The organism is Devosia sediminis (assembly GCF_016411825.1).
Classification (GTDB): domain Bacteria; phylum Pseudomonadota; class Alphaproteobacteria; order Rhizobiales; family Devosiaceae; genus Devosia; species Devosia sediminis.
Map to the genome: position 1 here is coordinate 631,583 of NZ_JAEKMH010000001.1, position 25,983 is coordinate 657,565.

General features: G+C 63.6%; 27 protein-coding genes and 1 other RNA gene. 21 read left to right on the forward strand and 7 right to left on the reverse strand.

Annotated elements, in window-relative coordinates; translation table 11 throughout:
• Positions 1–26 precede the first annotated feature (26 nt).
• The 4 genes from JEQ47_RS03215 (at position 27) to JEQ47_RS03230 (ending at position 3,143) form a co-directional block, all read left to right on the forward strand.
• Complete coding sequence (locus JEQ47_RS03215; protein WP_198874947.1) at positions 27–1,472, forward strand: sensor histidine kinase; 1,446 nt, start codon at positions 27–29, stop codon at positions 1,470–1,472.
• Positions 1,462–1,830 (forward strand): response regulator, encoded by a 369-nt coding sequence (locus JEQ47_RS03220; protein WP_210337931.1) that lies wholly within the window; start codon positions 1,462–1,464, stop codon positions 1,828–1,830. Before JEQ47_RS03215 ends, JEQ47_RS03220 begins: the two co-directional genes overlap by 11 nt.
• A gap of 126 nt (positions 1,831–1,956) precedes the next feature.
• Entirely contained in the window at positions 1,957–2,295 is a 339-nt protein-coding gene (locus tag JEQ47_RS03225) for a hypothetical protein (protein ID WP_198874948.1), read from the forward strand.
• A gap of 5 nt (positions 2,296–2,300) precedes the next feature.
• Positions 2,301–3,143, forward strand: a complete 843-nt coding sequence (locus JEQ47_RS03230) for an alpha/beta fold hydrolase (protein ID WP_198874949.1) — start codon at positions 2,301–2,303, stop codon at positions 3,141–3,143.
• 150 nt (positions 3,144–3,293) lie between these two features.
• Here JEQ47_RS03230 and JEQ47_RS03235 read toward each other — a convergent pair whose 3' ends face one another.
• Positions 3,294–3,728, reverse strand: coding sequence for a host attachment protein (locus tag JEQ47_RS03235; RefSeq protein WP_198874950.1), 435 nt, complete (start codon positions 3,726–3,728; stop codon positions 3,294–3,296).
• A gap of 196 nt (positions 3,729–3,924) precedes the next feature.
• Between JEQ47_RS03235 and rarD the strand changes: the two genes are divergently transcribed.
• On the forward strand, positions 3,925–4,869 hold the full coding sequence (rarD, locus tag JEQ47_RS03240; RefSeq protein WP_198874951.1) for an EamA family transporter RarD: 945 nt from the start codon (positions 3,925–3,927) through the stop codon (positions 4,867–4,869).
• Between the two features lie 3 nt (positions 4,870–4,872).
• Here rarD and JEQ47_RS03245 read toward each other — a convergent pair whose 3' ends face one another.
• From JEQ47_RS03245 to JEQ47_RS03255, 3 genes are read right to left on the reverse strand one after another with little or no spacing between them, the layout of a single operon-like run.
• Positions 4,873–6,390 (reverse strand): tetratricopeptide repeat protein, encoded by a 1,518-nt coding sequence (locus JEQ47_RS03245; protein ID WP_198874952.1) that lies wholly within the window; start codon positions 6,388–6,390, stop codon positions 4,873–4,875.
• On the reverse strand, positions 6,387–8,078 hold the full coding sequence (locus tag JEQ47_RS03250; RefSeq protein WP_198874953.1) for a tetratricopeptide repeat protein: 1,692 nt from the start codon (positions 8,076–8,078) through the stop codon (positions 6,387–6,389). The genes JEQ47_RS03245 and JEQ47_RS03250 overlap by 4 nt, the downstream gene beginning before the upstream one ends.
• 42 nt (positions 8,079–8,120) lie before the next feature.
• On the reverse strand, positions 8,121–9,044 hold the full coding sequence (locus JEQ47_RS03255; protein ID WP_198874954.1) for a hydrogen peroxide-inducible genes activator: 924 nt from the start codon (positions 9,042–9,044) through the stop codon (positions 8,121–8,123).
• Positions 9,045–9,141: 97 nt separating this feature from the next.
• Between JEQ47_RS03255 and katG the strand changes: the two genes are divergently transcribed.
• The 12 genes from katG (at position 9,142) to rnpB (ending at position 21,226) form a co-directional block, all read left to right on the forward strand.
• On the forward strand, positions 9,142–11,334 hold the full coding sequence (gene katG / locus JEQ47_RS03260; RefSeq protein ID WP_198874955.1) for a catalase/peroxidase HPI: 2,193 nt from the start codon (positions 9,142–9,144) through the stop codon (positions 11,332–11,334).
• 187 nt (positions 11,335–11,521) lie between these two features.
• The gene (locus JEQ47_RS03265; protein WP_198874956.1) at positions 11,522–12,646 is read left to right on the forward strand and encodes a DUF2336 domain-containing protein; all 1,125 of its coding nucleotides are present in this window, start codon (positions 11,522–11,524) and stop codon (positions 12,644–12,646) included.
• Between the two features lie 106 nt (positions 12,647–12,752).
• A complete protein-coding gene (locus JEQ47_RS03270; protein ID WP_198874957.1) occupies positions 12,753–13,748 on the forward strand; it encodes an SH3 domain-containing protein in 996 nt (331 codons plus the stop codon).
• A 51-nt stretch (positions 13,749–13,799) separates the two neighbouring features.
• The gene (locus JEQ47_RS03275; RefSeq protein ID WP_198874958.1) at positions 13,800–14,900 is read left to right on the forward strand and encodes a hypothetical protein; all 1,101 of its coding nucleotides are present in this window, start codon (positions 13,800–13,802) and stop codon (positions 14,898–14,900) included.
• Between the two features lie 15 nt (positions 14,901–14,915).
• Positions 14,916–15,656 (forward strand): CPBP family intramembrane glutamic endopeptidase, encoded by a 741-nt coding sequence (locus JEQ47_RS03280; RefSeq protein ID WP_198874959.1) that lies wholly within the window; start codon positions 14,916–14,918, stop codon positions 15,654–15,656.
• An 80-nt stretch (positions 15,657–15,736) separates the two neighbouring features.
• A complete protein-coding gene (gene gntA, locus JEQ47_RS03285) occupies positions 15,737–16,459 on the forward strand; it encodes a guanitoxin biosynthesis heme-dependent pre-guanitoxin N-hydroxylase GntA (protein ID WP_198874960.1) in 723 nt (240 codons plus the stop codon).
• Positions 16,456–17,046, forward strand: a complete 591-nt coding sequence (locus tag JEQ47_RS03290) for a DUF1989 domain-containing protein (RefSeq protein WP_198874961.1) — start codon at positions 16,456–16,458, stop codon at positions 17,044–17,046. Before gntA ends, JEQ47_RS03290 begins: the two co-directional genes overlap by 4 nt.
• A 69-nt stretch (positions 17,047–17,115) precedes the next feature.
• Complete coding sequence (locus JEQ47_RS03295; protein ID WP_198874962.1) at positions 17,116–18,075, forward strand: ArsR/SmtB family transcription factor; 960 nt, start codon at positions 17,116–17,118, stop codon at positions 18,073–18,075.
• Positions 18,076–18,079: 4 nt separating this feature from the next.
• On the forward strand, positions 18,080–18,973 hold the full coding sequence (gene metF / locus JEQ47_RS03300) for a methylenetetrahydrofolate reductase [NAD(P)H] (protein ID WP_198874963.1): 894 nt from the start codon (positions 18,080–18,082) through the stop codon (positions 18,971–18,973).
• Between the two features lie 120 nt (positions 18,974–19,093).
• Positions 19,094–19,957, forward strand: a complete 864-nt coding sequence (locus tag JEQ47_RS03305; RefSeq protein WP_198874964.1) for a hypothetical protein — start codon at positions 19,094–19,096, stop codon at positions 19,955–19,957.
• Between the two features lie 89 nt (positions 19,958–20,046).
• Entirely contained in the window at positions 20,047–20,796 is a 750-nt protein-coding gene (locus JEQ47_RS03310; protein WP_328768056.1) for a TerB family tellurite resistance protein, read from the forward strand.
• Positions 20,797–20,828: 32 nt separating this feature from the next.
• Positions 20,829–21,226: RNase P RNA component class A (rnpB, locus tag JEQ47_RS03315), an RNA gene on the forward strand.
• Positions 21,227–21,236: 10 nt separating this feature from the next.
• On the opposite strand, the gene JEQ47_RS03320 is transcribed toward rnpB, so the two are convergent.
• Complete coding sequence (locus JEQ47_RS03320; RefSeq protein ID WP_198874966.1) at positions 21,237–21,494, reverse strand: BrnA antitoxin family protein; 258 nt, start codon at positions 21,492–21,494, stop codon at positions 21,237–21,239.
• Complete coding sequence (locus tag JEQ47_RS03325; protein WP_198874967.1) at positions 21,478–21,741, reverse strand: BrnT family toxin; 264 nt, start codon at positions 21,739–21,741, stop codon at positions 21,478–21,480. Before JEQ47_RS03325 ends, JEQ47_RS03320 begins: the two co-directional genes overlap by 17 nt.
• 129 nt (positions 21,742–21,870) lie before the next feature.
• On the opposite strand from JEQ47_RS03325, the gene JEQ47_RS03330 reads away from it, so the two are divergent.
• The 4 genes from JEQ47_RS03330 (at position 21,871) to JEQ47_RS03345 (ending at position 24,840) form a co-directional block, all read left to right on the forward strand.
• Complete coding sequence (locus JEQ47_RS03330) at positions 21,871–22,971, forward strand: carboxynorspermidine decarboxylase (protein WP_198874968.1); 1,101 nt, start codon at positions 21,871–21,873, stop codon at positions 22,969–22,971.
• A gap of 45 nt (positions 22,972–23,016) precedes the next feature.
• Positions 23,017–24,306 carry a saccharopine dehydrogenase family protein gene (locus JEQ47_RS03335; RefSeq protein WP_198874969.1) on the forward strand — a complete coding sequence of 430 codons (1,290 nt, stop codon included), beginning with the start codon at positions 23,017–23,019 and terminating at the stop codon, positions 24,304–24,306.
• 118 nt (positions 24,307–24,424) lie between these two features.
• Positions 24,425–24,568 (forward strand): hypothetical protein, encoded by a 144-nt coding sequence (locus JEQ47_RS03340; RefSeq protein WP_198874970.1) that lies wholly within the window; start codon positions 24,425–24,427, stop codon positions 24,566–24,568.
• Between the two features lie 8 nt (positions 24,569–24,576).
• Positions 24,577–24,840 (forward strand): hypothetical protein, encoded by a 264-nt coding sequence (locus JEQ47_RS03345; RefSeq protein ID WP_198874971.1) that lies wholly within the window; start codon positions 24,577–24,579, stop codon positions 24,838–24,840.
• A gap of 96 nt (positions 24,841–24,936) precedes the next feature.
• On the opposite strand, the gene JEQ47_RS03350 is transcribed toward JEQ47_RS03345, so the two are convergent.
• A complete protein-coding gene (locus JEQ47_RS03350) occupies positions 24,937–25,983 on the reverse strand; it encodes a histidine kinase dimerization/phosphoacceptor domain -containing protein (RefSeq protein WP_198874972.1) in 1,047 nt (348 codons plus the stop codon).

Below are 25,983 nucleotides of genomic sequence, written 5' to 3' on the forward strand. Positions count from 1 at the left end.
GACGCGTTATTGGGGGGCAGGGGCATATGGACGAGGTTGACTACGAGCGCATCTTTGACGCGCTTCCCAGCCCGTTCATGATCCTCGATCGCAACCTGCGCTTTGTCACGGCCAACGCCGCCTATCTCGAGACCACCAGCAGCACGCTTGACGACCTGGTCGGCAAGTATGTGATGGATCGGTTTCCCGAGCCGGGCGAAAGCGGGCGTCGGCTCGAGCAGTCCTTCCAGAAGGTCGCTGCGACCGGCGAGGCAGACACGCTGGCCTACCTGCCATATCCAATCGCGGAACCGAACGGCACGGTGCGGCATCGCTACTGGACGGCCGTGCATGTGCCGATCCTGGATGCGCGCGGCCAAGTCGAATACATCTTGCAGAACACGGTCGACGTGACCGAATTTGCCCGCATTCGCGAAATGGCGACACTCCCGTTTTCTTCGCTGTCGGCAGCGACGCGCCTCATGGAGCGGACACTTGAGGCCGAGGCGGCGAGCGCCGACTTCCGGCGGCTGTTCCAGCAGGCTCCCGCCTTTTTCGCGGTACTGTCCGGTCCCACCCACATTTTCACCTTCTCATCTGACTCCTATACGCGGCTGATTGGCGGTCGCAATGTCATCGGCCGGCCGATTGCCGATGCGCTTCCGGAGGTCGTGGAGCAGGGCTTCGTCGACCTGCTGGACCAGGTCTACATCGATGGTCATGTGCATCAGGCCGAGGGCGCCCGCGTGATCCTCGATAATGAGCCGGGCCGGCCACCGCAGGAGTATTTCCTGGATTTTTCCTACAATCCCATCCGCGACAGCGCCGGCAATATTACCGGCATCTTCGTGCAGGGCATGGACCGCACCGATGCGTTCCGGGCGACGCAGCGGCAGCGCCTGATGATCGATGAGCTCAATCACCGCGTGAAGAACACGTTGGCCACAGTGCAGTCGATTGCCAGCCAGACCTTGCGCAGTACCAATGACGTCACGGCAGCCCGGCAGGCCTTCGAGGCGCGGATCAGCGCCCTGGCGGGGGCCCATACGATGCTCAGCGACCGGCAGTGGCACAATACCGAGATCGGGCACCTGGTGCAGAAGGAACTCGACGTCTTCAGCAGCGACAAGGTCAGCTTCGGCGGCCCCGTGCTTGTGGTCAATGCCAAGGCCACGGTGGCGCTGGCGCTGGTGCTGCATGAACTGGCGACCAATGCGGTCAAGCATGGCGCCCTCTCAGTTCCCGAGGGTGGCCTTTCCGTGACTTGGAGCGAGAGTTCAGGCGATGGCCTCGTCATCGATTGGGTCGAGACTGGCGGTCCACCGGCGCAGGAGCCGACCCGAAAAGGCTTCGGATCCCGGTTGCTGCGTACCGTGATTACCGGCGAGATGGGCGGATCGATGGAAATGCGTTATCTTGAGACCGGATTGCGGGTGCGCATGGTCATTCCCCGTGCGGCCTATCAGGTTCAGGAGGCTCTCTTTGTCTCGTGATGGACGCCGCATATTCGTCGTCGAAGATGAAACCCTGGTCCTCATCAATCTCGAGGACATGCTCGATGAGCTTGGCTGGACAGTTCTGGCCCAGGCCATGTGGCTGCCGGAGGCCGAGCGGCTGGCTGCCAGCGTCGAGGCGCCGGACGCGGCCATTCTCGATGTCAATATCGGCGGGGTGACGGTGTTTCCGGCCGCGCGGATCCTGGCCGAGCGCGGGGTACCGATCCTGTTTGCCACCGGCTACGGCAGGGAGGGCCTGCCCCCCGAGTGGCAGGATCGGCCCGTGATCATGAAGCCCTATACGCAGCGCGATGTCGCCCAGGCGCTGGCGGACCTGATGGATACCGCTGCCTGAGCGTGAGCGCCCCTTTACCAAACCTCCACCGATCTGTGAAAAGCATTGGGTTTGCAGGCCTTTTTGCAATAGGCTGCGCGGGACGCGGCAGGGCCGCACCGGAGATCGGTTCTTTTGGGGGACTGTATGAGGAATCTGATGACGGGGGCGGCGCTCGCATGCAGCCTTGCCCTCGCCGTTCCGGCCGCTGCTGCGCCGGGACAATGTTCGATGACGGGCTTTGGCGATTTCGCCTGTGACGTGGACGTCGACGGCGGTGGCATAACCTTTGTGCTTCCCGATGGAGCAACTTTCGTTTTCGCGCATGAGGCCAATGGCGAAGGGTTCGGCTACCTGATCGCCGCAGAGACTCAACCGGGCCGGAAGCCCGTGGAACTCGGCCGCTTTGCCCCCGTTGCAGGGGAAGAGGGCTGCTGGTTCGGCGCCGAAGACGACATCACGTTCTGCGCTGCCCTGGAGCAGTGACTGCCATGACGACTGAGCCATTTGCCATCGAGATCGGCGGCGCGACGCTGGCCGGGCTGGAACGGGGGGAGGGCCTGCCGGTCGTCTTCCTCCATGCCGGGGTTTGCGACAAGCGCATGTGGCTCGACCAGATGCAGGCGGTTGACGAAGCCGGGTGGCACGCAATCGCCTATGATCGGCGCGGCTATGGCGAAACGACGAGCCCGGACGAAGCTTTCAGCCATCTCGACGACCTCGAAGCCTTGCTCGACGCGCTCGACATCCATGCCGCCGTGCTGGTGGGCTGCTCGATGGGCGGCGGGCTGGCGGTCGATTTTGCCCTGGCCCATCCGGGCCGGGTGATCGGCCTCGTGCTGATCGGCACCTCGATCACCGGCGCGCCCTGGAGCGCGACGGCCGAGGAGCGGGCCATCGAAATGGCCGAGGAAGACGCCTGGGAGCGCGGCGACCTCGACCTGCTCAACAAGGTGCAGGCGCATGAATGGCTGGACGGTCCGCGCGCGCAGAGCGGACGCGTCGGCGACCCGGCGCGTGCGCTTTTCTTCGACATGAATGCCAAGGCCCTGGGCAAGCCGCAACTCACCCTCGAGGAAGAGCGGCCTGACGCATGGACGCGCCTCGAAGACGTGAACACACCAGCCTTGCTGATGGTGGGTGATGAGGATTTCACCGCACTGATCGATCGTCACGAGACCTTGTCGGAGACCATGCCCAACGCGTTTGCGGTGATGCTGGAAGGCGTCGCGCATATTCCGAGCATCGAAAAGCCCGAACTGGTCAACGCGCTGATCCTCGAATTCCTCGACGCACTGGCGGGCGAGGACGACGACGTGGATTCAGAAGACTGACGGCGTACTCGCGCCGTCAGCCTTCCATTTCGATTCAACACCGTCACAAAGTGATTCATGTGCTTGCCGGATTGATTCAACGCGCTTCGTGCGGGGCTGAGGCTCTTGCAGCAAGGCATTGAGATTGAATCGCTTTCGACCGCCGCGCCGTCACACGGCGAGGATGCCGTCGAGGTGCCGGTCGAGTTGTGGCGTTGGAATGTTGGTGAGGTCTTTGTCGAGTTCTGCGACCACGGTTTTCTTCACATGGTCGGACAAAAGCTTGCGCAGATTGCCCAGGGCAATCGGCGCCGCGGCGATGACCAGCCGGTCGAAGGCACCGGCCTTGGCCTTGTCGTTCATGACCTCGGCGACCGAGCGCACGAATTCGGCCTCCCGGTGTTTGACCGGATCATTGCCTGACGTCATCGCGCCGCCGTTCGGACCGCGGCCATAGCCGTCCGTGTCGATATCCTGCGCCTGCAGCGGGGGAATGGACCAGTCGAGGCCCTTGACCAGGAGCAGGCCCTTGCCAGGGCCATTATGTTCGAGAACACGGGCCTGTGTGCCATCGGCGATAAGGATCCAGGTCACGGTCTTTTTCATCTGCTGCTCCTCGGCATAGTTGTACGGGCGTGAAGCGCACGACGTCGTGACGCTTCACCGTTGCAAACGTCCGACGCCGCAAAAGGTTGGGTCCGGCCATCAGCTTTGCGGGAGAGAAGCATCACAAACTCTGATTGGCGGCGCATGGCTACGGCTGCTAGACGGGCGGGGCGCACCGCGTTGCGCGGAGAATTTCATGACCCTCCCAGAACAGACCCCGGAAACAGCGGCGCCCGTCGCGCCGGCGCTTGCAGCCGACCCCAACGAAACCCGCAATGGGGTCGTCGCGGCGCTGACGGCCTATCTGCTCTGGGGTTTTCTGCCCATTCTGTTCCGGCTGCTCGAACAGGCCGGATCGGTGCTGATCGTGGCCGAGCGGACCTTGTGGTCGCTGGTGCTACTCGCTGTCATCATTGCGGTCACGCGCGGCTATGCCGAAGCCCGTGCCGTGCTGTCCGATTTACGGCGCATGCGGGTCATCGCCCTTTCGGCCGTGCTGCTGGTGGGCAATTGGCTGCTCTATGTCTGGGCGGTGGAAACCGGTCAGGTGCTGGAAGCCAGTTTTGGCTACTTCATCAACCCGCTGGTCAATGTCGCCATCGGCATGATCTTCCTTGGCGAGCGGCAAAACCGCATGCAGACCATAGCCATCGGCATTGCCGTGGTAGCCATCCTGATCCAGGCCTGGGGCCTCGGGAAGGTGCCGTTCATTGCGCTGGGGCTGGCCTTTTCCTTCGGCTTTTACGGCTTCATCCGCAAGACGGCGCAGGCCGGCCCGGTCACCGGCCTTTTCGCCGAGACCGTAGTGGTGGCACCGTTTGCGCTGGCCTATGTCGCCTACGATATCGCCACGCGGGGAGTGGGCGTCCATGCCGATCCGGGCATGATGCTTCTGCTGGTGCTGACCGGTCCGGCAACAGCCATTCCGCTGCTGCTGTTTGCCTATGGTGTGCGCCGGCTGCGGCTGACCACGATCGGCATGTTCCAGTACCTGGCGCCATCCATCCAGTTCCTGCTGGCCATCACGCTGTTCGGCGAGGAGCTCAACGGGTTGCGACTGCTGAGCTTCGCGCTGATCTGGCTGTCGCTGGTGGTATTCTCCTGGGACAGTTTCCGGCAGCGCCTCCGCGCCACGGCGTGAGGTCTATTTACCCGCCTGCGCCACTGCCTCGGTGGCCTCGACTGTTCCGGGCAAGTCTGTGCCCAAGGTCAGGTAGCGACGGTAGAGGTCGATTGCCTTGTCTTGTCGTCCAGCCGTCTGGTGCAGTCGCGCCAGGGCCAGCACGGCATCGGGCTGCGGCACGTCGGCTTCGACAAAGGGCATGAGCACATCGCCGGCCTCGGCATAGCGGTTGGCCCCGGCCAAGAGCTCGGCGCGCGCCATGGCTTCGTCGAAGGACAAAGGTTCCAGTAGGGCAAGGAGACCATAGGCGTCGGCGGCCCCTGCCAGGTCATCCCGTTCGATGCGGAGGGCGATGAGGGCCCGCAGCGCCTCGGCACTTTCTGGTGTGTATTCGACCCAATCCTTGAGCAGGGTTTCGGCGGCAGCCAGATCGCCGGCGGCGCGATAGAGTTCGCTGAGGGCACTCAAGGCCTCGCTGGCGCCCGGATCCACGGCGAGAGCCTCGACATAGGCTGCACGGGCCTCGCCATCGAGCCCGGCCTGCCGCGCGATCTGGCCGAGTCGGATATGCGGCTGGGGCGAAAGCGGATCGATCTCTGCAGCTTCGAGGGCTGCGACCCTGGCAGCTTCGAACGCACCCTGAGCGAGCGCGATGTCGGCGCGCAGCAGAGCCGTTTCCAGCGCGACGTCACCGTATCTCGGCAGGCCGGTCAGTCGGATTTCGGCGCCTGCGGGATCGCCCAGGGCGAAAGCGGCGCGGGCGAGGCCCAGTTGTGCCTGCGCCAGGTTCGGGTCGATGGCCAAGGCGGCTTGATAATGTATTTCAGCCGCGGCGGCATCGCCTTCGGCGAGGGCGATGTCGCCCATCAAGGCCCGTGCCCAAACCGCGTCCGGTCCGCCCCCGGCGGCGATGCGCAGGGCGCGCGCCGTTGCGCCTTCCGGGTCGGTGATGGCGCGGGCAGCGGCGCCGACCAACGGATCGAGCACGTCGAAAACGGCTGCCGCCGCTTCCGCAAAATACATCTCCGGCGGGGTCGCGCCCATGGGCGGCATGTCGATCACTTCAACAGTTCGGCGGATGACACGCAGCCGCAGCCGCTGCCCCTCGGGAACGCAGTCGGCCGTCTGGCAGATGATCTCGCCCGATATCAAGGTCTCGTCGATGGCGAGGAACTGGCGGACCTGCTTGAGCACGGCATCGATTGAGAGCGAACTGCCCGGCAGGGTGAACTCGACGAGCTGGCTATCCGGCACGGCGACCAGCGTCTGGCGGGCGAGGTCGGCCTTGCGGGAATATTCCTGCAACCCGTCCCAGACGCGATTGGCAGCGACATTGGCAGTCATGCCGCGATCGGCCAGCGCGTCGGGCACGTCGATGGGTTCGATGACGACGGGATTACGCACGACCTGCGCGCCCAGCGTCGGCACCAGCAGCAGCATGGCGGCAAAGAAACCGATATTGATGGTCATGGTGCGGATGGTAGCGAGTCCCGCATCGACGCGGGTCAATGATCCTAGCGGGGGCGTGACGTCGCTCATGGCACCACCGCCTTTTCCTCGGCCTTGGCATTGGCGGCGTCGAGCCCGTCGAGAATATCGAGAAAGCCGATGGCGAGGTTTTCGTATTGGGTGCCTGATGTGTCGAGCTCGAGCACGCGTTCGAGGTCGGTGCGTGCGCCTGCGTTGTCGCCGATGAGGAGAAGCGCCGAGCCCTTGGCGAAGCGTGCCGCTGGGTCATACGGTCGCAAGGCGATGGCCCGCTCCAGCCGAGTGATCGACTCCGGATATCGGTCGAGATCCTGCAAGAGGTTGGCAGCCTGGTAGAGCAGATCGAAATCATCGGGTTCAATGGCCAGGGCGCGGTCAAAAGCTGCAAGCGCCTCGTCCTTGCGGCCGAGAAGGGACAGGGCGACGCCATGCAGACCCTGCATGTCGGCCTCGCCGGGACGATAGCGCGCTGCGGCACCGAGAAGGGCCTCGCCCTCCTGGAGTTCGCCGGCGCCGACAAGGGCCATGAAGACGGGCTCTACCGCCAGGGCATAGGCCGGATCGACCTGAAGAGAACGGCGGTACCAGGCCTGGGCGGCCTCGCCATCGCCACGCCCGTCCTCGATCTGGCCGATCCGGGCGAAATAGTGAGCGCTGGCCGGATCTGCCGCTGCCGCCTGTTCGAACATGGCGACGGCTTCGTCGGTCTTGCCCTCGGCAAGCAACAACTCGGCCCGGCCTTCGAGCAGGGTCGCGGTGCCGGGCTCAACCCGTTGGAGCGCGTCATAGGCGGCTCGGGCGCCGTCGAGGTCGCCAGCCTGGCGCAGGGCGCGGCCGAGATTGGCGAGGGCAATGGGGAAATCTGGGTCGATCACCAGGGCAGCGCGATAGGCCTCGATGGCACCCTCGAGATTGCCGGCATTGGTGGCGAGGTTGCCCAGAAGGTTCTGCGCCCATTTGGCGTCCGGGTGATGCTGGCGCACGAGGCGCCGGGCCAGGGTGGCGGCGCGCACCGGATAGCGATCGGCCTGGGCGGCGGCGGCGACGAATGGATCGAGCACGGCCAGGACGGCGATAGCCGCTTCGGTGAAATAACCCCGCTGGTCGCTGCCGCCGATGGCCCGCAGGTCGAGGATCTCGTTACTGCCCTTGAGCACGCGCAGTCGGAGCTGCATGCCATCGGGCGTACAGGCCGCATCGGCGCAGACGATCTCACCGCTGATGCGCGCCTGGTGCAGGTTGAAGAATTGGCGGGTCTGGCGAACGATGGTGTCGAGCGACAGCCCGACTTCGGGTACGGTGAACTGGATGCGCTGGCTGTCGGGGATGGCGCTGAGGCTCGCCTTGGCTGTGCGCGCACGCAATTGTGCGTCACGCAGCCCATCCCAAAGGCGACCGGCCACCACTTCGGGTCCCAAGCCCTGTTCCACCAGAGCCTTGGGCACGGCGATGGGTTCGATGACAACCTGCTCGTGCACGAACTGGTTGACCATCATCGCGAAGAACAGCAGGACGGCGATGAGGAAGATCGCATTGAGCACGACCTTGCGCAGCAAGGTGGCGCCGGATTCAAGCGAGGGCAGGGAGACCCGGCGCGGTGTCGCAATGATCGCAGGAGGCTTATCAGGAGCCTCGGATGCCGCCGTTTTGGGCGCAACTGGTTTGCGAGAGCGGGTCGTCGTGGCCGCCGGTTTGCGGCGGGCCTTGCTGGACGCGGGACTGGCAGGCGCACGCGCCATGACAAGCGAACTCCGGCAGCACGAACAGCGTGCTCGGCAAAGTCATATGGGCAAAGCCGGCGGCTGAACAGGGGGCTGCATGCCGGTACGGCGGATCACCTCGGCGACCTGCTCGAAGATTTCGGCATAGGGCGTCGCTTCGCGCCAGACGAGCCTCAATTGCCGCCCGGCCGTGGGGTCGTCGAGCGCATGGATGGCAATGCGGGGGTCGCTGGCCTCCTTGCGCAGCGCAATCTGGGGCAAGAGCGTCACGCCCTGGCCGTTGGCGACGAATTCCACAATGGTCGCGAGCGAGGTCGCGGCAAAGGCATTGGTGGTGCGCTCGCCCTCGAGGTGGCAGGCGGAAATGGCCTGGTCGCGGAAGCAATGGCCCTCGTCGAGCAGCAGGATTCGCTCCGGCGGCAGGGCCGACAGGGATACCGGCTCTATGGTGCTTTCGTCGCGCGGCGTCGCCAGGACGAAAGGGTCGTCGAACAGTGGGTAGGAGACGAGGCGGGGGCCGCCTGATGGGGGGGCGGTGGCAATCAGCACAAGGTCGAGCCGCCCATCCTGCAGGGCACCGAGCATGGCCTCGGTGCGGCTTTCGCTGATGGTAAAGCTGATTTCCGGCAGGTCGCCAGTCAGGGCCGGATAGATGCGTGGCAGGAGATAGGGCGCGACGGTTGGGATGATCCCGAAGCGGAGCGGCCGGTCGAGCCGTCCGGAGCGGCCGATGGCAAAATCATCCAGCGTGTCGGCGGCTTTCACCGTTTCGCGTGCCAGGGCCACGAAGTCTCGGCCAAATGGAGTGAGACGGACACCGGACTTGAGCCGGTCAAACAGCGGCGTGCCGCAGAGGGCCTCGAGCGACAGAATTTGCTGCGACAATGCCGGCTGGGAGACGGCACAGGCGTCGGCAGCGCGCCCGAAGTGCCCTTCTGCCGCCACGGCCAGAGCGTATCGCATCTGTTTGAGGGAGATGGTCAAGATAAGTTTGTCCTATGATCGCAGGAAGAATAATCGATTGGTCTAATCGATGCCAGCCTCCTATAACCCGCCCATATCTATCCAGGAGGCCCCCGCCATGACCGATCCTAACCCCTCAGCCGACGCCAAATGCCCGTTCCCGCATGGCGGCGAGGGCAAGCGCAGCAAGGGACCGCGCAATGCCGACTGGTGGCCGAAATCGCTCGACATCGGCATGCTGCACAACAACTCTTCCAAGTCCGACCCGATGGGCCCGGATTTCGATTATGCCAAGGAATTCGCAAAGCTCGACCTGGCCGCGGTGAAGGCCGACCTCAGCGCGCTGATGACCGACAGCCAGGACTGGTGGCCAGCCGACTTCGGTCATTATGGCGGGCTCTTCATCCGCATGGCCTGGCACAGCGCCGGCACCTATCGCATCACCGATGGTCGCGGCGGCGCGGGCATGGGCCAGCAGCGGTTCGCGCCGCTCAATTCCTGGCCTGACAATGCCAGCCTCGACAAGGCCCGTCGCCTCATCTGGCCGATCAAGCAGAAGTATGGCAACGCCATCTCCTGGGCCGACCTGATGATCCTCACCGGCAATGTCGCGCTCGAATCCATGGGCTTCAAGACCTTCGGCTTTGCCGGTGGGCGCGCCGATGTGTGGGAGCCGGAAGAACTTTATTGGGGTCCGGAAGGCACCTGGCTGGGCGACAGCCGCTACTCGGGCGAACGCCAGCTCGAAGAACCGCTTGGCGCGGTGCAGATGGGCCTCATCTACGTCAATCCGGAAGGCCCGAACGGCAATCCCGACCCGATCGCCGCGGCACGCGACATCCGCGAGACCTTCTCGCGCATGGCCATGAATGACGAGGAAACCGTGGCGCTGATCGCTGGCGGCCACACCTTCGGCAAGACCCATGGCGCGGGCGATCCGTCGCTGGTGATGTCGGAGCCGGAAGGCGCCGATCTCGAGGACCAGGGCCTCGGGTGGAAGAGCAAGCACGGAACCGGTGTCGGCCGCGACGCCATCACCTCCGGTCTCGAGGTGACCTGGACGCAGACCCCCGTGCAGTGGAGCAATTTCTTCTTCGAGAACCTGTTCAAGTATGAATGGGAACTGTCGGCCAGCCCCAATGGCGCCAAGCAGTGGGTGGCCAAGACCGATGACCATGTCATTCCCGACGCGTTCGAGCCTGGCAAGAAACATCGTCCCACCATGCTGACGACCGACCTGTCGCTGCGCTTCGACCCGGTCTACGAGAAGATCTCGCGTCGCTTCCTCGAGAATCCTGATCAGTTCGCCGACGCCTTCGCCCGCGCATGGTTCAAGCTGACCCATCGCGACATGGGCCCCAAGGTCCGCTATCTCGGCCCCGAAGTGCCCGCTGAAGATCTGATCTGGCAGGACGTCATCCCGGCCGTCGACCATGCGCTGGTCGATGAGGCGGATGTGGGTGTACTCAAGCAGAAGATCCTGGGCACAGGGCTTTCCGTCTCCGAACTCGTCGGCACGGCCTGGGCCTCGGCCGCGACCTATCGCGGTTCGGACAAGCGCGGCGGCGCCAATGGCGCGCGCATCCGTCTTGCCCCGCAGAAGGATTGGGAGGTCAACAAGCCCGCCCAGTTGAGCAATGTTCTGGCGCATTTGGAAAGCGTGCAGGCGGAGTTCAATGCGGCCCAGTCGGGCGGCAAGCGAGTGTCGCTGGCCGATCTCATCGTACTGGCCGGTGGCGTCGGCATTGAGAAGGCTGCGCAGGCTGCAGGTCAGGACGTGGTCGTGCCCTTCACGCCGGGCCGCATGGACGCGTCCGAGGAACAGACCGATGTCCTCTCCTTCCAGGCCCTGCAGCCGCGTACCGATGCCTTCCGCAACTATCTCAGCGGCCGCCAGTTCATGCAGCCTGAAGAGGCCATGGTGGATAAGGCTCAGCTCCTACGCCTCACCGGCCCTGAGCTGACCGTGCTGCTCGGCGGGCTGCGCGTGCTGAACATCGGCGTCAACGAGCACGGCGTCTTCACCACGCGGCCGGAAACGCTCTCCAACGACTTCTTCCTCAATCTTCTCACTATGGACACGACCTGGGCGCCCAAGGATGGCGAGGAGGGCATCTATGAAGGCCGCGACCGCAAGAGCGGTGAGCTGAAGTGGACGGGCACGCGCGTCGACCTGATCTTCGGTTCGCATTCGCAACTGCGCGCCTTTGCCGAAGTCTATGCTCAGTCCGACTCGGCGCCGAAGTTCACCAAGGATTTCATCGCCGCCTGGACCAAGGTGATGAACGCGGACCGCTTCGACCTCAAGTAATCCACAGCAGGTCGACGACAGCGATGAGCCCTGGGCTACGGCCCGGGGTTTATTTTTGCCCGCATTTTTGCCAGCTCCGGCAGATCCGAACAGTTTTAGTCAAATGCCACGCTCCGGCTTCAGGGCACACAAGCATGTCGGGGTCAGTCTGGGTCCACTGTAACGGCAGAAGCCGGGAGATCGACCCATGACCGAATTCGAAGAAGGCCACCGGGCGTTTGCGAATTTTCGCGTTCTCAATGGTGAGGACAACCAGTTTGAGCGCGAGCAGTTGTTCCGGACCACGGCGCAGCTTTTCAGCTATGTCTCGGATCGGTGCGACGACGACCAGGTTGCCCAGTATGACGAAGTGCTCTGCCAGTTGGCCGAGCTGGTGGAAGTGGAGGCCCGCATTCACGTGGCCAAGCTTCTCGCGCCGCTGGAGCGGGCGCCCGGCACGGTGCTGGTCAAGCTCGCCAATGACATTATCGAGGTGGCGCGGCCGCTGCTCGAATTTTCCAACGTTCTCAGCGACGACGATCTCATCGACATCATCGCGCGCCAGACCGAGGACCATCGCGTTGCCATTGCCAGCCGCGCCAGCCTGACCGAACGGGTCGGCGAGGCCCTGGTCGAGCATGGCAAGACCGCCTCGGTGGTGCGCCTCGTCCGCAACCCCAACGCCGAATTCGACCGCGCTACGCTCGAAAAGCTGGTGCATCGCGCCACCCAGGATGCAGAGATCGCCGCCGACCTGCGTGGCCGCACCGACATCGATTGGAAATCGCTGCGCGGCGAGATCGACACGGTGGCCGGCAAGGTCCTGCAGACCCTCGGGGATATGGACCGCCAGGTCGATCCGGTCGCGGCCGGCAAGATCAACACGGTCGTCTACAATCGCATCCGCAACCGCGCCGGCTTCAACGCGCAGGAGTGGAAGGTCGCATACAACCAGGTCAAGGGCCTGGCTGATCGCAAGCAGCTCAACGACCGGGCGCTGGCCCGCTTCGCGCGCTTCGGCTATGGCCACCATGCCGCCGCCGCCATGGCCGTGATGCTGCGGGTGGCGCCCGAGATCGTGGTCAAATGGCTGGCCAGCCAGGACTATGTCGCCGTCATCGTGGCCCTGCGCGCCGCCAACATGGCGCCGGACCTGTTCGAGGCCATCGTCGCAACGCTGCCCTGGCGCGACCTGCCCAGCGAAGGCGACAAGAGGATGGTGCTGTCGCGCTTCGAGGCGCTGGACAGCGAGGATGCGCGGCAAATCTTCGAACTCTGGCGCGCCCATTCCTTCCGCAAGCGCGGCCTCACGGAAGACCGCCAGACAGCCTAAGTGCAAGGCACATATCAAAAATTGTGACTTTAACCTGTGTTAATTCTGGTGTCTGATCAAGGGGTCGCCTACATGGCGGCCCCTTACTGTTTTGAGGAGTGACTAGATGCGACGCGAACTTGTTTTCACGATCCGGGCGTTTGTCGCCTTGGCACTAGCCGCATTGCTGGCTGTCTTGCCGGCAGGCGCACAGGACAACCGGACTGTCGACGTGCGTTTCCCGCGTGGTGCCAGTGGCACCACCGTCTCAGACAGCATCACCGGCTATCAGAGCATCAACTATCGAATCGGGGTGTCTGCAGGGCAGCGCATGTCGGTACAGCTCGATACCAGCAATGCCAGCAACTATTTCAACATCACCGCGCCGGGCGCGTCCGAGGCGCTGTTCAACGGTTCGGTCTCTGGCAATTCCACGACTTTCACCATTCCGTCGTCGGGGACCTACGTGGTTCAGGTGTATCTGATGCGCAATGCGGCGCGTCGCAATGAAAGCGCCAGCTTCGACCTGACGCTTTATGTCGAGGGCGCAGCCGCCAGCACGCGTCCGCCTGTAGCGGCGCCCGCTCCGGTTCCTGACTTTGCCGATGGCCTGCAGGGCGGGCCGGACTACTGGAGCGTCGAAGGACTGGCAGGTGGCGATCCGCTCAACATCCGCTCTGGACCGGCCACCAGCTACGAAGTCATCGGGACGGTCCACAATGGGGACAGGTTGCGCAATTTCGGCTGTACCATGAATGGTTCGACGCGCTGGTGCCAGATCGAGACACCGCGCGGACAGCGCGGTTGGGTCGCCGGACGCTACCTGCATGAATCGTTCGGGCAGGCAACGACGCTGCCTGCCGTTGCGCCGCGCCCGGCGCCCCGGCCGATTGTCGTGCCTTCGAGCGCCGCGCCCGACCAGCTCGACATGAGCCAGATGCCGCGCTTCTGCGCTGGCGAAGCTTCGGCCGAGTACGGTATTCGTCCGCAATACATCACCACCAACATCGCCTTCCAGAGCGGCAACAATTATGTCGTGCAGGGCTGGTTCGACGGGGATGGCGGCACGACCTTCTTCAATTGCTACTTCTCGCTCGACGGCCGCTTCGTTAGATTGACATAAGTTGCATCGGCCGGCGGCAACGCCGGCCGGATCATTCTTGGGGGCAAGAACATGACTATTGAATCTGGCGCGCCTGCAGGCCGCGAGCGACTGAAACTGCGCGCCGGCACCATTGCCTGGTTCCTAGCCATTGTCGTCCTGTTGCTAGGCCTGCCTGTGCTGCTCGACATCGGCTGGTTCGCGCCAGTTGTTCTCATCGTGCTGGCCTTGCTCCTCGCGCTGCCGATCTTCTGGCTGGTGCGACGCATATTTACGGGCCAGCGGCGCCAGTCGGCGGCAAAGGTCTATGCCAAGACCGCTCTGGGTGTTGCGGCTGTGGTAACGCTTATCGTCGCCACGCCGCTCTATGTGCTGGCCGCCATCCCTGCCGTCAGGCCAATGACGCTGCCGCAGGCGACCCTCAGCAATGGCGAGAAGACGGTCGTCTTCCAGGGCATGGTGCATATCGGCTCGGAAGGCTTCTACAAGAGCGTCGTCTATGACCTGGAGAAGGCGCTCACGGAAGACTATGTGATCTTCTACGAGGGCGTGCGAGGCGATCCCGCAGGCGACCAATGGTTCTCGGACACGCTGGCGGGCGGGGGCGACCTATCGACCAATTACACGCAAATGGGCGATATCTGCGGCCTCGATTTCCAGCTCACTTATTTCAGCCTGCTGGATGCTGACATTGCGGCGCGACCGGAGCGGCACGTCAATGCCGATGTCAGCACGGCCGACATGATGCGCGAATATGAGCGCCTCAGCGCTGCCGATCCGGATTTTGCGGCGCGTATCGAAGCCGACAAGGCGCCGGCTCCGGCAGACGGCGACACGGTTGGCGGTGACCTGGCCGAAGCCTTTGCCTTCGTTCAGTCGGCAACGCCGGGTCAGCAGAGCCTGATCGGGGTTGCCTGCCGCGGCTACATGACTTGGCTGCTCGGGCAGAAGAGCGAGCCATCGGATCTCGACCCCATCATCCTTGACTTCCGCAACCGCGAACTTGCCAAGAAGATCGAGGAAGGTCCTGACAAGATCTTCATCACCTATGGCGCCAATCATCTGCCGGGCCTGCTGGAAACCCTCAGGGCCAGCGATCCGAACTGGGAAATCGGCTCCATCAAGTGGATGAGGGGTATCGATACGCCCGAAGAGTTGGACGGCGAGATCTAGGTCATGGGGACAGGGATGAGCACGCGAGGGGATTTTCCATACTATGGCGGCCAGCCCGTCGACATCGCACCGGGGGGCTGGCTGGCCCTGATCGGTTCGGTGGCTGTGGCTTTCCTGCTGCTGATCCTGCTGCCGCTGCCGACGGCGCCATTCAACGTCATTCCGGCGTTGCTTTATACCGCCCTGCCGCTGGTCACGCTTGCCGTGGTGAGTGGCGGGCACCACAGCGCGCTGTTCGGCCGCTTCAGCTTTTCGGGCCTGGGTCTTGCGGTGGATTTTGGCATCCTCACCGTGCTCGTCTCGATGGCAGTGGGCCTGCTGCTGCTCCAATTCACGACAATGACGGCCAATGCCACCGCAGGTGAACTCGCGGCAATCGGTCAATTCGATCTGATCTTCTTCCTGATCCGCACCTTTATCCAGCTCATCGGCGAGGAGCTGATGACCATCCTGCCATTGCTGGCCGTGCTCTGGCTGTGTGTGCGCAAGCTGGGTCTGTCGCGGTTCTGGGGGCTGACCATCGCAGTCATCGTCTCCACCGCCTGGTTCGCGGCCGTGCACCTGCCGACCTACAACTGGAATTTCATCCAGTGTTTCGCGGGCATCGGGGCGGCGCGGCTGGTGCTGACGGCCGCGTTTCTCGTGACCCGTAAGCTCTGGGTCTCGTCCGGTGCGCATATCGTCAACGATTGGACGGAATTCTTCGTCCCCATGTTGCTGGCCGGCGGTCACACGCCGATCGAGCCGGGTGCCTGAGCCAGGAACGCGTTCACGAAGCAGGGCGTGATGGAACAATCCAGGACGACCAGCCATTGCGCTGGCCTTGGAGTTGTTCGATGTATTCCGAAAAAACAGTTCAATCACCGCTCGAAAAAGAGCTTGAAGACTTCATCCTAGCCAATGATTTCCCCTGCGTCGGGGCAAAGTCGGCCCTACGCAAGGGGCAGTTGACCACCTATGTGGCACACAGCCTCGCCAGCGCCTGGAATGACGTGGAGATCCACGACCGGTTGATGCAGTTCGCCTGGGCCTACCAGGCCGAGCCGACCCTCTTCACCAGCTTTGCTGTCATCTACGAACAGCCGGTTTCGCTCACCGAGGCCGAGTTCGAGCAGTTCATGTGGGAGCGCTTGCAGTCGCTCACCGAGAAAGACGGCTGGCGCGGACAGCGGCCCGACCCCCGCGTCAGCGCCGATCCCAATGATCCGCATTTCTCACTCAGTTTCGGCGGCGAGGCGTTCTTCGTTGTCGGGATGCATCCTCATGCCAGCCGCCCGGCCAGACGCTTCTCGCACCCGGTCATGGTGTTCAACCTCCATGACCAGTTCGAGACGCTGCGCGAGGAAAACCGCTACGAAAAGCTGCGTGCGTCCATTCTCGCGCGCGACGAGGACCTGGCGGGCAGCATCAACCCCATGCTGGCGCGACATGGCGAAAGCTCCGAAGCCCGGCAGTATAGCGGACGCCAGGTGTCGGACGAGTGGGCCTGCCCATTCCACCGACCAAAGGAAGCTCTTGCTGCAGTAGACCCGCTGGCTGCCGTGGAGAAGTCCCAGTGAGCCAAACGCACGAGATTTCGCCACGCTCCGGCGTGGCCTTCCTGCTCGATGCCGGGCAGGAGCTGACGGTGATTGACCCGCGTGGCGGGCAGGTGGCGGACCTCCTGGCCATTTCCCGCTCCGACATCAGGGAGAAAATCTCGTCGGGGCGGACACTGGACTATGCCGAGAAGATCTACCTCACGACCGGCAACAAGCTCTACTCCAACCGCTCCAATGTCATGCTGGAGATCGTCGCGGACACGGTTGGCCGCCACGATTTCCTGCTTACGCCCTGCAGCGAGGCGACCTTCCGCCTCTGCTATGACAACGAGCCGCCGCACCAGGGCTGCCACGGTAATCTCGCTTATGCACTGGCACCTTTCGGCGTTGCCGATGACGATATCCCGGTTGCCTTCAACTGCTTCATGAACGTGCCGGTCGATGGTGTGACGGGAGGTTTCTCGGTGCAGCCCCCGCTCAGCAAGGCGGGCGACTCCATCCGCTTCCGCGCAGAGATGGATCTCATCATCGGCCTCACGGCCTGTTCGGCGCCGGCCAGCAACGGCGGCAGTTTCAAGCCCATCCACTACCGCATCGAAAACTGAGAGGGGCCAGAACGGACTAGACGCACGGCTCGAAATAGATATAAAGATATCTTTATATCTGAGGTGTCGATGTCTGGTCTGGGAAAGCTGGTGAATGTGCTGAAGGCGGCGGGTGAGGACACCCGCCTGCGCCTGCTCGCGCTTCTGGCCGATGGCGACCATTCGGTCAAGGACCTGACCGAAATCCTCGACCAGAGCCAGCCGCGTGTTTCGCGACATCTCAAGCTACTTGCGGATGCGGGACTTGTGCAGCGGCACGCCGAGGGGGCCTGGGCCTATTATCGGCTAGCGCCGGAGGGGCAGGGCGCCGATCTGGCGCGCTGGCTCACCTCGCGTGTCGACCCCAACGATCCCGACCGCCGACGCGACCGGGCCCGCCAGGAAGAGGCTCGGGCCGAGCAGCAGGCTCTGGCAGCCGACTATTTTGCCAAGGTTGCCGATAGCTGGGACCTGCTCAAAACCCTGCATGTGCCGGAGGCGGCCGTCGAGGCGGCGGTGCTGGAGGAACTCGGCGGCCGCCGGGTGGACCTTCTGATCGATCTGGGCACCGGGACCGGCAGAATGCTCGAAGTGCTGGCGCCAGCCTATGATCGCGGCATTGGTCTCGATTCGAGCCGGGAAATGCTGGCCGTGGCCCGCTCGCGCCTCGCGGCCGGGAGCATCGCCCACGCCCAGGTGCGACTGGGCGACATTGCCTCGCTGGACCCGGCCATCGGGCCCGCCGATGTCGTCGTCATCCATCAGGTGCTGCACTATTTCGACGATCCGGGCCGAATGCTGGCGCAGGCTCGTCGCCTGCTCAAGCCAGGCGGGGAAATCCTGATCGTGGATTTTGCTCCGCATGATCTCGAATTCCTGCGCACCGAACATGCTCACCGGCGTCTCGGCCTGTCGCGGGAGCAGATGAAGGACTGGGCGGCGTCGGCGGGGCTCGACGTGCTCTCGATGCGCGAATTTCCCAGCGATACCAAGGATCGCGGCCTGACGGTCTGCCTCTGGCACCTCGGCGACCGCTCCAGAACGGACTAGACCCATGATTGACGATAATCTCCGCGCCAGCCGCCAGACCGCTGACCAGCGTCCGCCGCTGCAGATTTCCTTCGAGTTCTTCCCGCCCAAGACCGACGTCATGGAAGAACGCTTCTGGGACAGTATCGGCAAGCTGGCTCCCCTGAGCCCCCGCTTTGTCTCGGTCACCTACGGTGCCGGCGGCTCGACGCGCGAGCGCACGCTGCGCATGGTGAGCCGCATTACCACCGATACCGGCGTACCGGCAGCGGCGCATCTGACCTGCGTAGGGGCGACCCGCAACGAGGTCGATGAGGTCGTTCGCGGCTACAAGGCGGCCGGGGTCAACAAGATCGTGGCTTTGCGTGGCGATCCGCCGGAGGGCGTGGGTCAGCCGTTCACCCCGCATCCCGAGGGCTATCAGAACGCCGCCGATCTGGTCGCTGGCATTCGCAAGCTGGGGGACTTCGATATTTCGGTCGCCGCTTATCCGGAAAAGCATCCGCAAAGCCCCGACTGGCAGACCGATATCGACAATCTCAAGCGCAAGATCGATGCCGGCGCCGACCGGGCCATCACGCAGATGTTCTTCTCGAATACGGATTATCTCCGCTACGTCGAGCGCGCTCGCAAGGCCGGCATCACGGCGCCGATCGTGCCGGGCATCCAGCCGATCCATTCCTTCAAGCAGATTTCCGGATTTGCCGCCCGCTGCGGCGCGTCGATCCCCGATTGGCTGGCTGAGCGGTTCGAGGGGCTGGAGGATGATCCGGAAACCCACGCACTGGTGGCGGCGGCCGTCGCGGCAGAGCAGGTGACCGAACTGCTCGACGAGGGAGTGACCGAGTTCCACTTCTACACGCTCAACCGCTCCAACCTCGTGCTGGCGCTCGCCCGGCTGCTTGGCCGCCGACCCTAGGTCGTTCAGGCTGCGTTCAGGCGACTCAATCACAAATATGGCAAAGTGGCTTTCATATTGTGGCCACGATAAAGGACGATGTCCCCGCGCTCGGGCGGAGAGCATGTTGGAAGTTCGTTAATGCCGATTGATCGCCGTATCACCAATGGACTGGCCTGGGCCGGCGCGCTGCTTGTCGTGGCCATTCCCGTGGCCGATTTCGCCACCAGCCAGTTTGATGCGACTGCAACGCCGCAGGTGGCCGTTGTCGACCCTGTCGACACGCCCGAGCCGGACGCGAGCGCAGAGCGCACGCCGACATTGCCGACGCCGGTCTCCGAGCGCCCGAAGCCCGTCGCCGTGGCTGAAAAGCCGGCCGCGTCTGCTCCTGTGGCCGCGAAGCCGGCAGAGCCTGCGCCCGAGCCTGTCGCCAAGCCTGACCCGGTGACAACGGCATCTGCCGGCAACAAGCCGAGCGGCGGCACTGCGGTGGATGACTTCCTCAATACCGGCCGCCCCTTGCCGAGCTACATCACTGGCGCCGGTGCGGCTGCACCTACGCAGTCTGCCAGTGTCCCGGCGCCAGCTCCGGCGACGACGCCCAAGCCCGTGTCCACGCCGACGACGGTGGCTCCCGCGCCGGCCAGTTCGTCTGCGACGGTGTCGGCGGCAACCACGCCTGCCCAGGTCGCGACCGTGCCCAATCGCGTCGCCGGTTTTCCGACCCCGGTGGCCCAGCGGCCGGCCTCACTGCCGCGCAGCCAGGCCGTGACGCTGCCGCCCCAGGCGATCGGCAACGATCCCACTTTCATCACTGCCGAGGACCTCGAAGACTGGGAAAGCGGCCCGCTCTCCGAATTCCTGGCGCGCCGCCAGGGCGGTGGCCAGACGGCGCCTTCGGATTACGATCCGAACGGGTTCTTCCTCGATCAGGGACCCAATTCCGGCGTCAATGTCCGTCGCTTTCCCAATGCCTATGACGAGTATTTCTATCCGTTTGAGTAGGGGACAGGGCCGCCATGCCTGAGCGGACATGGACCGCGAGCGACAAAGTCGCTAGTTCTGTTGGCCTCTTGGCAAAAGGGAATTCCCAAGTGCTCAATTGCGTGCGCAGGGCGGAAGACAATCGCGACGTCTGGCAGAAGCTGGCCCAGTTCCTGGGCTCGTTCTCCCAGCGCACGGGCGTGGCCGGGCATGTCGCCAATATCCTGGACCCCGATACCTGGCTGCCCGGCGGCCGCGACGCCGCCTTCACGCTCGCTCTAATTGCGCTATCGGCGAAGATGGCTGTGGCCGATGGCGCTGTGACCGCTTCGGAAGTGCGTGCCTTCAACGCGACGGTGGAAATCGCCAAGGGTAGCGAGCCGCAGGTGGAGCGGCTGTTCAACCTCGCCAAGCAGGACGTGGCCGGCTACGACGCCTATGCCCGCAAGGTGGCGCGGTTCTTCTCCGATACCCCGGATACGCTCGAGCACGTGCTCGACAGCCTGTTCTTCATCGCCACGGCTGATGGCCTTGTCCATGAGGCGGAGCTCGATTACCTGCGCGATGTCAGCGGCATTTTCGGCTTCGATGACGCCCGTTTCGAGCAAATCGCCTCCCAGCACGTGATGCTGGGCAGCGATGTCGACCCCTATACTGTGCTCGGCCTCAGCCATGATGCGCCGCCCGAGGAAGTGCGGCGCGTCTATCGCCTGCTGGTGGCCGAGCATCACCCTGACCGGCTGATCGCCAAGGGTGTGCCGGAAGACCTGATCGACGTTGCCACCGCGCGCATGGCGGCGATCAACCTGGCCTATCAGGCCATTACCAAGCCCAAAGCGCAGCCCCTTCTGACGGCTTGACGCCAGCCGCTTCCTCCCGCACATAAGCTGCGCCAGTTGACCGGGTGACCGCTGGCATGCGGGTAACTGCATGCCGGAGGAAAGTCCGGGCTCCATCGAAACACGGTGACGGCTAGCAGCCGCCGGGGGCGACCCCAGGGAAAGTGCCACAGAAAGCAAACCGCCCGCCTACGCTGCTTTGCAGCTACGGCGCGGCAAGGGTGAAAGGGTGCGGTAAGAGCGCACCGGGCGTCTGGCAACAGAAGCCGCACGGTAAACCCCACCGGGAGCAAGACCAAATAGGGATGACGCGGGGAAACCCAGCCTGTTTCGAGGCCATGTCGTCCGGGTTGGTTGCACGAGCGCGCTGGCAACAGCCGCCTCAGATGAATGGTCACCACGTCGCGGCAACGCGGCCCTACAGAACCCGGCTTACAGGTCAACTGGCGTTGACTCTTGGCTCAGAGACCAACGGCCTTCTTTAGAATCTCGTCGATCCGCGTCTGCCAACCGGGGCCTTGTGCCTTGAAGCGCTCTACGACTTCCGGGCTCAGGCGAATTGAGACGGGAATTTTCGTTGCCGCTGCCTGTCGGCCCCTAGTTCTTGGAAAAGCGGCCAGCACTTCGGGCGGCAACACTTCATCGGCAGGTCGCGCCCGCTGGAAGTCGTCTTCCGTCCATTCCGGATTGTCTTTGTCCGTCCTAGATTTTGGGGACATATCGTTGCATCTCCTTCCGGTGAGCCCGCCTCAGACTTATCGGGCGAACCATGCCGTTGCGCGTGGTGAAGGCGAGGCAGTGTGCCTCGCCGTCGATGAGCCCCCAAGCCCTGTAGCGCCGCTCGCCGTACTCCTCCCGGTCATCGGGCAGCACGGCGAGAATTTCGAGGTCGACGGCTCGTGCAAGCGAGACGCCATGCTTAGTCAGATTGGTGCGGTCTTTTTCGGCATCAAACTCCACGGGCATGTCTGTATATACAATTTGCCTGGAGGTTATACAAGGTCGCGGACTTGCACATGACATCCATCGTCGCTACACGATGGCTCTTTCTTCCGCCGTTTCCCGGCGGGCACACGCTTGTCGGAGTTTGGCGCGATGCCCCTGGCCACCCCTCATTATCTCATCGATGAAGCCGCATTGGCGCGAAACCTTGTCATTGTCGACCGGCTGCGGGCTGCCTCCGGGGCCAAGTGCCTGCTGGCGCTCAAATGCTTTGCCACCTGGTCGACGTTTCCGCAGATTGCGCCGCATATGGACGGCACCACATCGTCCTCGCTTCACGAGCTCAAGCTCGGCCGCGAGAAGTTCGGTGGCGAGACTCATGCCTATTCGGTGGCCTGGTCCGATGGGGAGATTGACGAGGCCGTGGCGAATGCCGACAAGATCATCTTCAACTCCGTGAGCCAGCTCGAGCGATTTGGGGAAAAAGCCGCGCATCTGCCGGTGGGCCTGCGTGTCAATCCGGGCGTCAGCCACTCGCATTTCGATCTTGCCGACCCGGCGCGCCCCTTCAGCCGGCTGGGCGAGAGCGACCGGACCAAGGTCGAGGGCGTCATGGATCGCGTCTCCGGCTTCATGCTGCATTGCAACTGCGAGAATGACTCGGTGACGGCTTTCTCGGACCTGCTCAATACGATCGAGACGCGCATCGGCGACCTTCTGGCCCGCCTCGACTGGGTGAGCCTGGGTGGCGGTATCCATTTCACTAAGCCCGGCTACGATGTCGACGGGCTGGCCGCGCGGCTCAAGGCCTTCGCGGACAAGTTCGGCGTACAGGTCTATCTCGAGCCCGGCGATGCCGTGGTGACCGATACGACGACGCTGGAAGTCTCGGTCCTCGACATCGTGGAGAACGGCAAGGCCGTGGCTATCGTCGACAGCGCCGTCGAAGCGCATATGCTCGACCTGCTGGTCTATCGCGAAAGCGGGTCGGTGGCTCCGGACGAGGGCCCGCATCGCTATCAGATCGCCGGCAAGTCCTGCCTCGCCGGCGATATCTTCGGGGAGTTCGCCTTTCCCCAACCCCTTGCCATCGGTGACCGCATTTCCCTGCTCAATGCGGGAGGCTACACCATGGTCAAGAAAAACTGGTTCAACGGCGTCGCCATGCCCGGCATCGCCATCCGCAGGACAAACGGAACAGTCGAACTCATCAAGTCGTTCGACTATGCCGACTATGTCGCCAGCCTGTCCTGATGGACCGGCTGAATTCCAGCACTTGAAAAAGGTGTTTCGTGCCAATTGAAAAAGAACATTCTCATCATCGGCGCCGGAGGTGTCGCGCAGGTCGCTGCCTATAAGGCAGCCATGCACAACGACGTGCTCGGGGACATCAACATCGCCTCGCGCACGATGGCCAAATGCGAGGCGCTGGTTGCCGGCATTCTGGACAGAAAGGCACTCAAACGCCCCGGCGTGCTGGCGGCTCATGCACTGGATGCCATGGACGTCGAGGCGACCAAAGCCCTGATCCGCCGCACGCGCAGCCAGATCGTGCTCAATGCCGGGTCGGCCTTTCTCAACATGAGCGTGCTGCGCGCCTGTCTCGATACCGGCGCCGCCTATATCGACACAGCGATCCACGAGGATCCGTCCAAGGTGTGCGAGCAGCCGCCCTGGTATGGCAATTACGAGTGGAAGCACCGCGAGGAATGCGAGCGCAAGGGCGTCACCGCCATCCTCGGCGCCGGTTTCGATCCCGGCGTCGTCAATGCCTATGCGGCGCTGGCCGCCAATGCCTGGTTCGACCGGATCGACAGCATCGACATCATCGACGTCAATGCCGGCGGCCACGGGCGATACTTTGCGACCAATTTCGATCCCGAGATCAATTTTCGGGAGTTCACCGGCACGGTCTGGAGCTGGCAGCAGAGCCAGTGGATGGCCAACCGCATGTTCGAGGTGCAGCGCACCGACGACCTGCCGGTGGTCGGCACGCACACGACCTACCTTACGGGCCATGACGAGGTGCATTCGCTCTCGGCCAACCTCGATGTGCCCGATATCCGCTTCTGGATGGGTTTCGGCGAGCACTACATCAACGTCTTCACCGTGCTCAACAATCTCGGCCTGCTTTCGGAAAAGCCGGTGACCACAGCGGAGGGCGTCGAGGTCGTGCCGTTGAAGGTGGTCAAGGCGGTGCTGCCCGATCCGATGTCGCTGGCGCCCGATTACACGGGCAAGACCTTTATCGGCGATCTCATCAAGGGTGAGCGCAACGGCGTTGCGACCGAGCTGCTGGTCTACAACATCGCCGACCATGAAGAGGCTTTCGCCGAGACCAACAGCCAGGCGATTTCCTATACGGCAGGCGTGCCCGCAATCGCTGCCGCCATCCTGATCGCCCGGGGCGAGTGGGACTGCCATCGCATGTCCAATATCGAGGAATTGCCGCCGGTGCCGTTCATCGATCTTCTCGGGCGCCTCGGCCTCGCGACCCGGGTCCGCGACGCCCAGGGGGATCGGGCGTTCGACGCCGCCGAATTCCGTCCGCGTGAAAAACACGGGGAAGGGCGCCTGCGCGGCGCTTGAACAAGAGCAAACAGCGGCCGGGAAGTCCCGGCCGTTTTTTGCCCATCACTTTTTCCGCTGTCTGCAACCTCGGCGCCTGCCAACCCTTGCTGGTTGACTATGCGCAAGGTGTGACCCCATGGAAAAAAGTGTCGAGGAACGGCGGCCTGACGGGATTACTGAAAACAATCCCATGCTTGGTCCCATTGTTTACATTCCCCTTCTGGTGATCTTGGCCGCAGCACTCGTGCTGATCGGCTGGCTCTTCACCACCGCGATTTAGGAGGCGATATGCAAAGCCCAAGCGACAAGCAGGATGAAGTCCATTTCCTGGCTGAGGAATTTGACATAGCACCGGTCAAGGCGGCCGCCCTGGTTACAGAGGACGAGGACGAGGCCCTGCAACTGGCGGCGCATGAACATCAGCGCACCGAGGATCCGTTTGGTGAAAATCCGGTGCCCATATCTCCTGAAGAACGGCACGTTCCGGGCGACGGTGGAATGCAGAAATCCGTGCTGCGACGCCGCAATGATCGGGGCAGGGCGGGTCCGTAACGTTAGGTGTGGCCCTCGGATTGCGCACGCCTTCGGCAGCCGCACTAGCCTGGAGACTGAGGCTTTGCCAGTGGGACAAGCGTTCCGTTGATCTGATCAGACTTCGCTGGGGAAGGTGACCAGTACGCGCGTACCCGGCCCCTCGCCATAGGCGACATTGGCATTGAGGCTCGTGGCCATGGCGCGCACGATGCGGCTGCCGAGGCCTGTGCCCTGCGGCTTGCCCGTACCAGTCCAGCCTATGCCATCATCCTCGACGACCAGCAGGACTTCCTTGTCGATGCGCCGCATATGCACGCGCACTTCTCCTGGCTCGCCATCGGCATAGGCATATTTGAGGGCGTTGGTGACGAGCTCGGTGACGATGACGCCAAGCGACGCCACTTTTTCTGTCGGCAGGGGGAAGCCTTCGACCTCGACGCGAATGCTGGCCGTCAGGCCTTCGGCCTGCAGCGTGTTCTCAAGCTCGCCCACAAGGCTGTTGAGGTAGTCGCCGACCTGGACGATGCGCACATCGTCGGACGTGTAGAGATGGCGATGCACGCCGGCGATCGCCTGGATGCGCACCTGCGTCTCGGCAAGGGCGCGGCGCGCCTCGACGTCCTCGACGGCATTGGCCTGGAGGCCCACCAGGGCGGCGACCATGGCCAGGGAATTGCCGACACGGTGATTGACCTCGCCCAGCAGCATTTCAGCGCGTTCGCGTGCTTCCTGCATTTCGCGTTCGGCACGCGCCTTCGCACGGAGCAGGCGCACGTGCTCGATGGCATGGTCGATGGCGGCAATCAGCAGCGCCATAAATTCTTCGGAGCCGGTCTTGGGCACGAAGTCGGTGGCGCCCGACTTGAGCGCGTTGACCGCAATCGACATTTCCGCCGATGCCGTCACGTAGACCACAGCCGGCCGGTTCTCCGTGCCGTCCATGTCCTCCATGCCGGCCAGCACATCGAGACCGGTGCCGGTGGGCAGGTTGTGGTCGAGCGCGACCACGTCGATGCCGCCATTGCGGATGATGGCGAGTCCATCTTCGCCCGTATGGGCGTGGCTGAAGTCGTAACCGCGACGGTGCATGGCCTTTTCGACCAGGCGTGTCAGGCCCGGATCGTCATCGATATAAAGTACATGCGGCGTGCGGCTGGGCAT

Excerpts from the sequence above, each read along its gene's own strand:
- JEQ47_RS03215 (WP_198874947.1), top strand. The coding sequence starts at position 27 with ATGGACGAGGTTGACTACGAGCGCATCTTTGACGCGCTTCCCAGCCCG.
- JEQ47_RS03225 (WP_198874948.1), top strand. The coding sequence starts at position 1,957 with ATGAGGAATCTGATGACGGGGGCGGCGCTCGCATGCAGCCTTGCCCTC.
- JEQ47_RS03230 (WP_198874949.1), top strand. The coding sequence starts at position 2,301 with ATGACGACTGAGCCATTTGCCATCGAGATCGGCGGCGCGACGCTGGCC.
- JEQ47_RS03235 (WP_198874950.1), bottom strand. The coding sequence starts at position 3,728 with ATGAAAAAGACCGTGACCTGGATCCTTATCGCCGATGGCACACAGGCC.
- rarD (WP_198874951.1), top strand. The coding sequence starts at position 3,925 with ATGACCCTCCCAGAACAGACCCCGGAAACAGCGGCGCCCGTCGCGCCG.
- JEQ47_RS03245 (WP_198874952.1), bottom strand. The coding sequence starts at position 6,390 with ATGAGCGACGTCACGCCCCCGCTAGGATCATTGACCCGCGTCGATGCG.
- JEQ47_RS03250 (WP_198874953.1), bottom strand. The coding sequence starts at position 8,078 with ATGGCGCGTGCGCCTGCCAGTCCCGCGTCCAGCAAGGCCCGCCGCAAA.
- katG (WP_198874955.1), top strand. The coding sequence starts at position 9,142 with ATGACCGATCCTAACCCCTCAGCCGACGCCAAATGCCCGTTCCCGCAT.
- JEQ47_RS03265 (WP_198874956.1), top strand. The coding sequence starts at position 11,522 with ATGACCGAATTCGAAGAAGGCCACCGGGCGTTTGCGAATTTTCGCGTT.
- JEQ47_RS03270 (WP_198874957.1), top strand. The coding sequence starts at position 12,753 with ATGCGACGCGAACTTGTTTTCACGATCCGGGCGTTTGTCGCCTTGGCA.
- JEQ47_RS03275 (WP_198874958.1), top strand. The coding sequence starts at position 13,800 with ATGACTATTGAATCTGGCGCGCCTGCAGGCCGCGAGCGACTGAAACTG.
- JEQ47_RS03280 (WP_198874959.1), top strand. The coding sequence starts at position 14,916 with ATGAGCACGCGAGGGGATTTTCCATACTATGGCGGCCAGCCCGTCGAC.
- gntA (WP_198874960.1), top strand. The coding sequence starts at position 15,737 with ATGTATTCCGAAAAAACAGTTCAATCACCGCTCGAAAAAGAGCTTGAA.
- JEQ47_RS03295 (WP_198874962.1), top strand. The coding sequence starts at position 17,116 with ATGTCTGGTCTGGGAAAGCTGGTGAATGTGCTGAAGGCGGCGGGTGAG.
- metF (WP_198874963.1), top strand. The coding sequence starts at position 18,080 with ATGATTGACGATAATCTCCGCGCCAGCCGCCAGACCGCTGACCAGCGT.
- JEQ47_RS03305 (WP_198874964.1), top strand. The coding sequence starts at position 19,094 with ATGCCGATTGATCGCCGTATCACCAATGGACTGGCCTGGGCCGGCGCG.
- JEQ47_RS03320 (WP_198874966.1), bottom strand. The coding sequence starts at position 21,494 with ATGTCCCCAAAATCTAGGACGGACAAAGACAATCCGGAATGGACGGAA.
- JEQ47_RS03325 (WP_198874967.1), bottom strand. The coding sequence starts at position 21,741 with ATGCCCGTGGAGTTTGATGCCGAAAAAGACCGCACCAATCTGACTAAG.
- JEQ47_RS03330 (WP_198874968.1), top strand. The coding sequence starts at position 21,871 with ATGCCCCTGGCCACCCCTCATTATCTCATCGATGAAGCCGCATTGGCG.
- JEQ47_RS03340 (WP_198874970.1), top strand. The coding sequence starts at position 24,425 with ATGGAAAAAAGTGTCGAGGAACGGCGGCCTGACGGGATTACTGAAAAC.
- JEQ47_RS03345 (WP_198874971.1), top strand. The coding sequence starts at position 24,577 with ATGCAAAGCCCAAGCGACAAGCAGGATGAAGTCCATTTCCTGGCTGAG.
- JEQ47_RS03350 (WP_198874972.1), bottom strand. The coding sequence starts at position 25,983 with ATGCCCAGCCGCACGCCGCATGTACTTTATATCGATGACGATCCGGGC.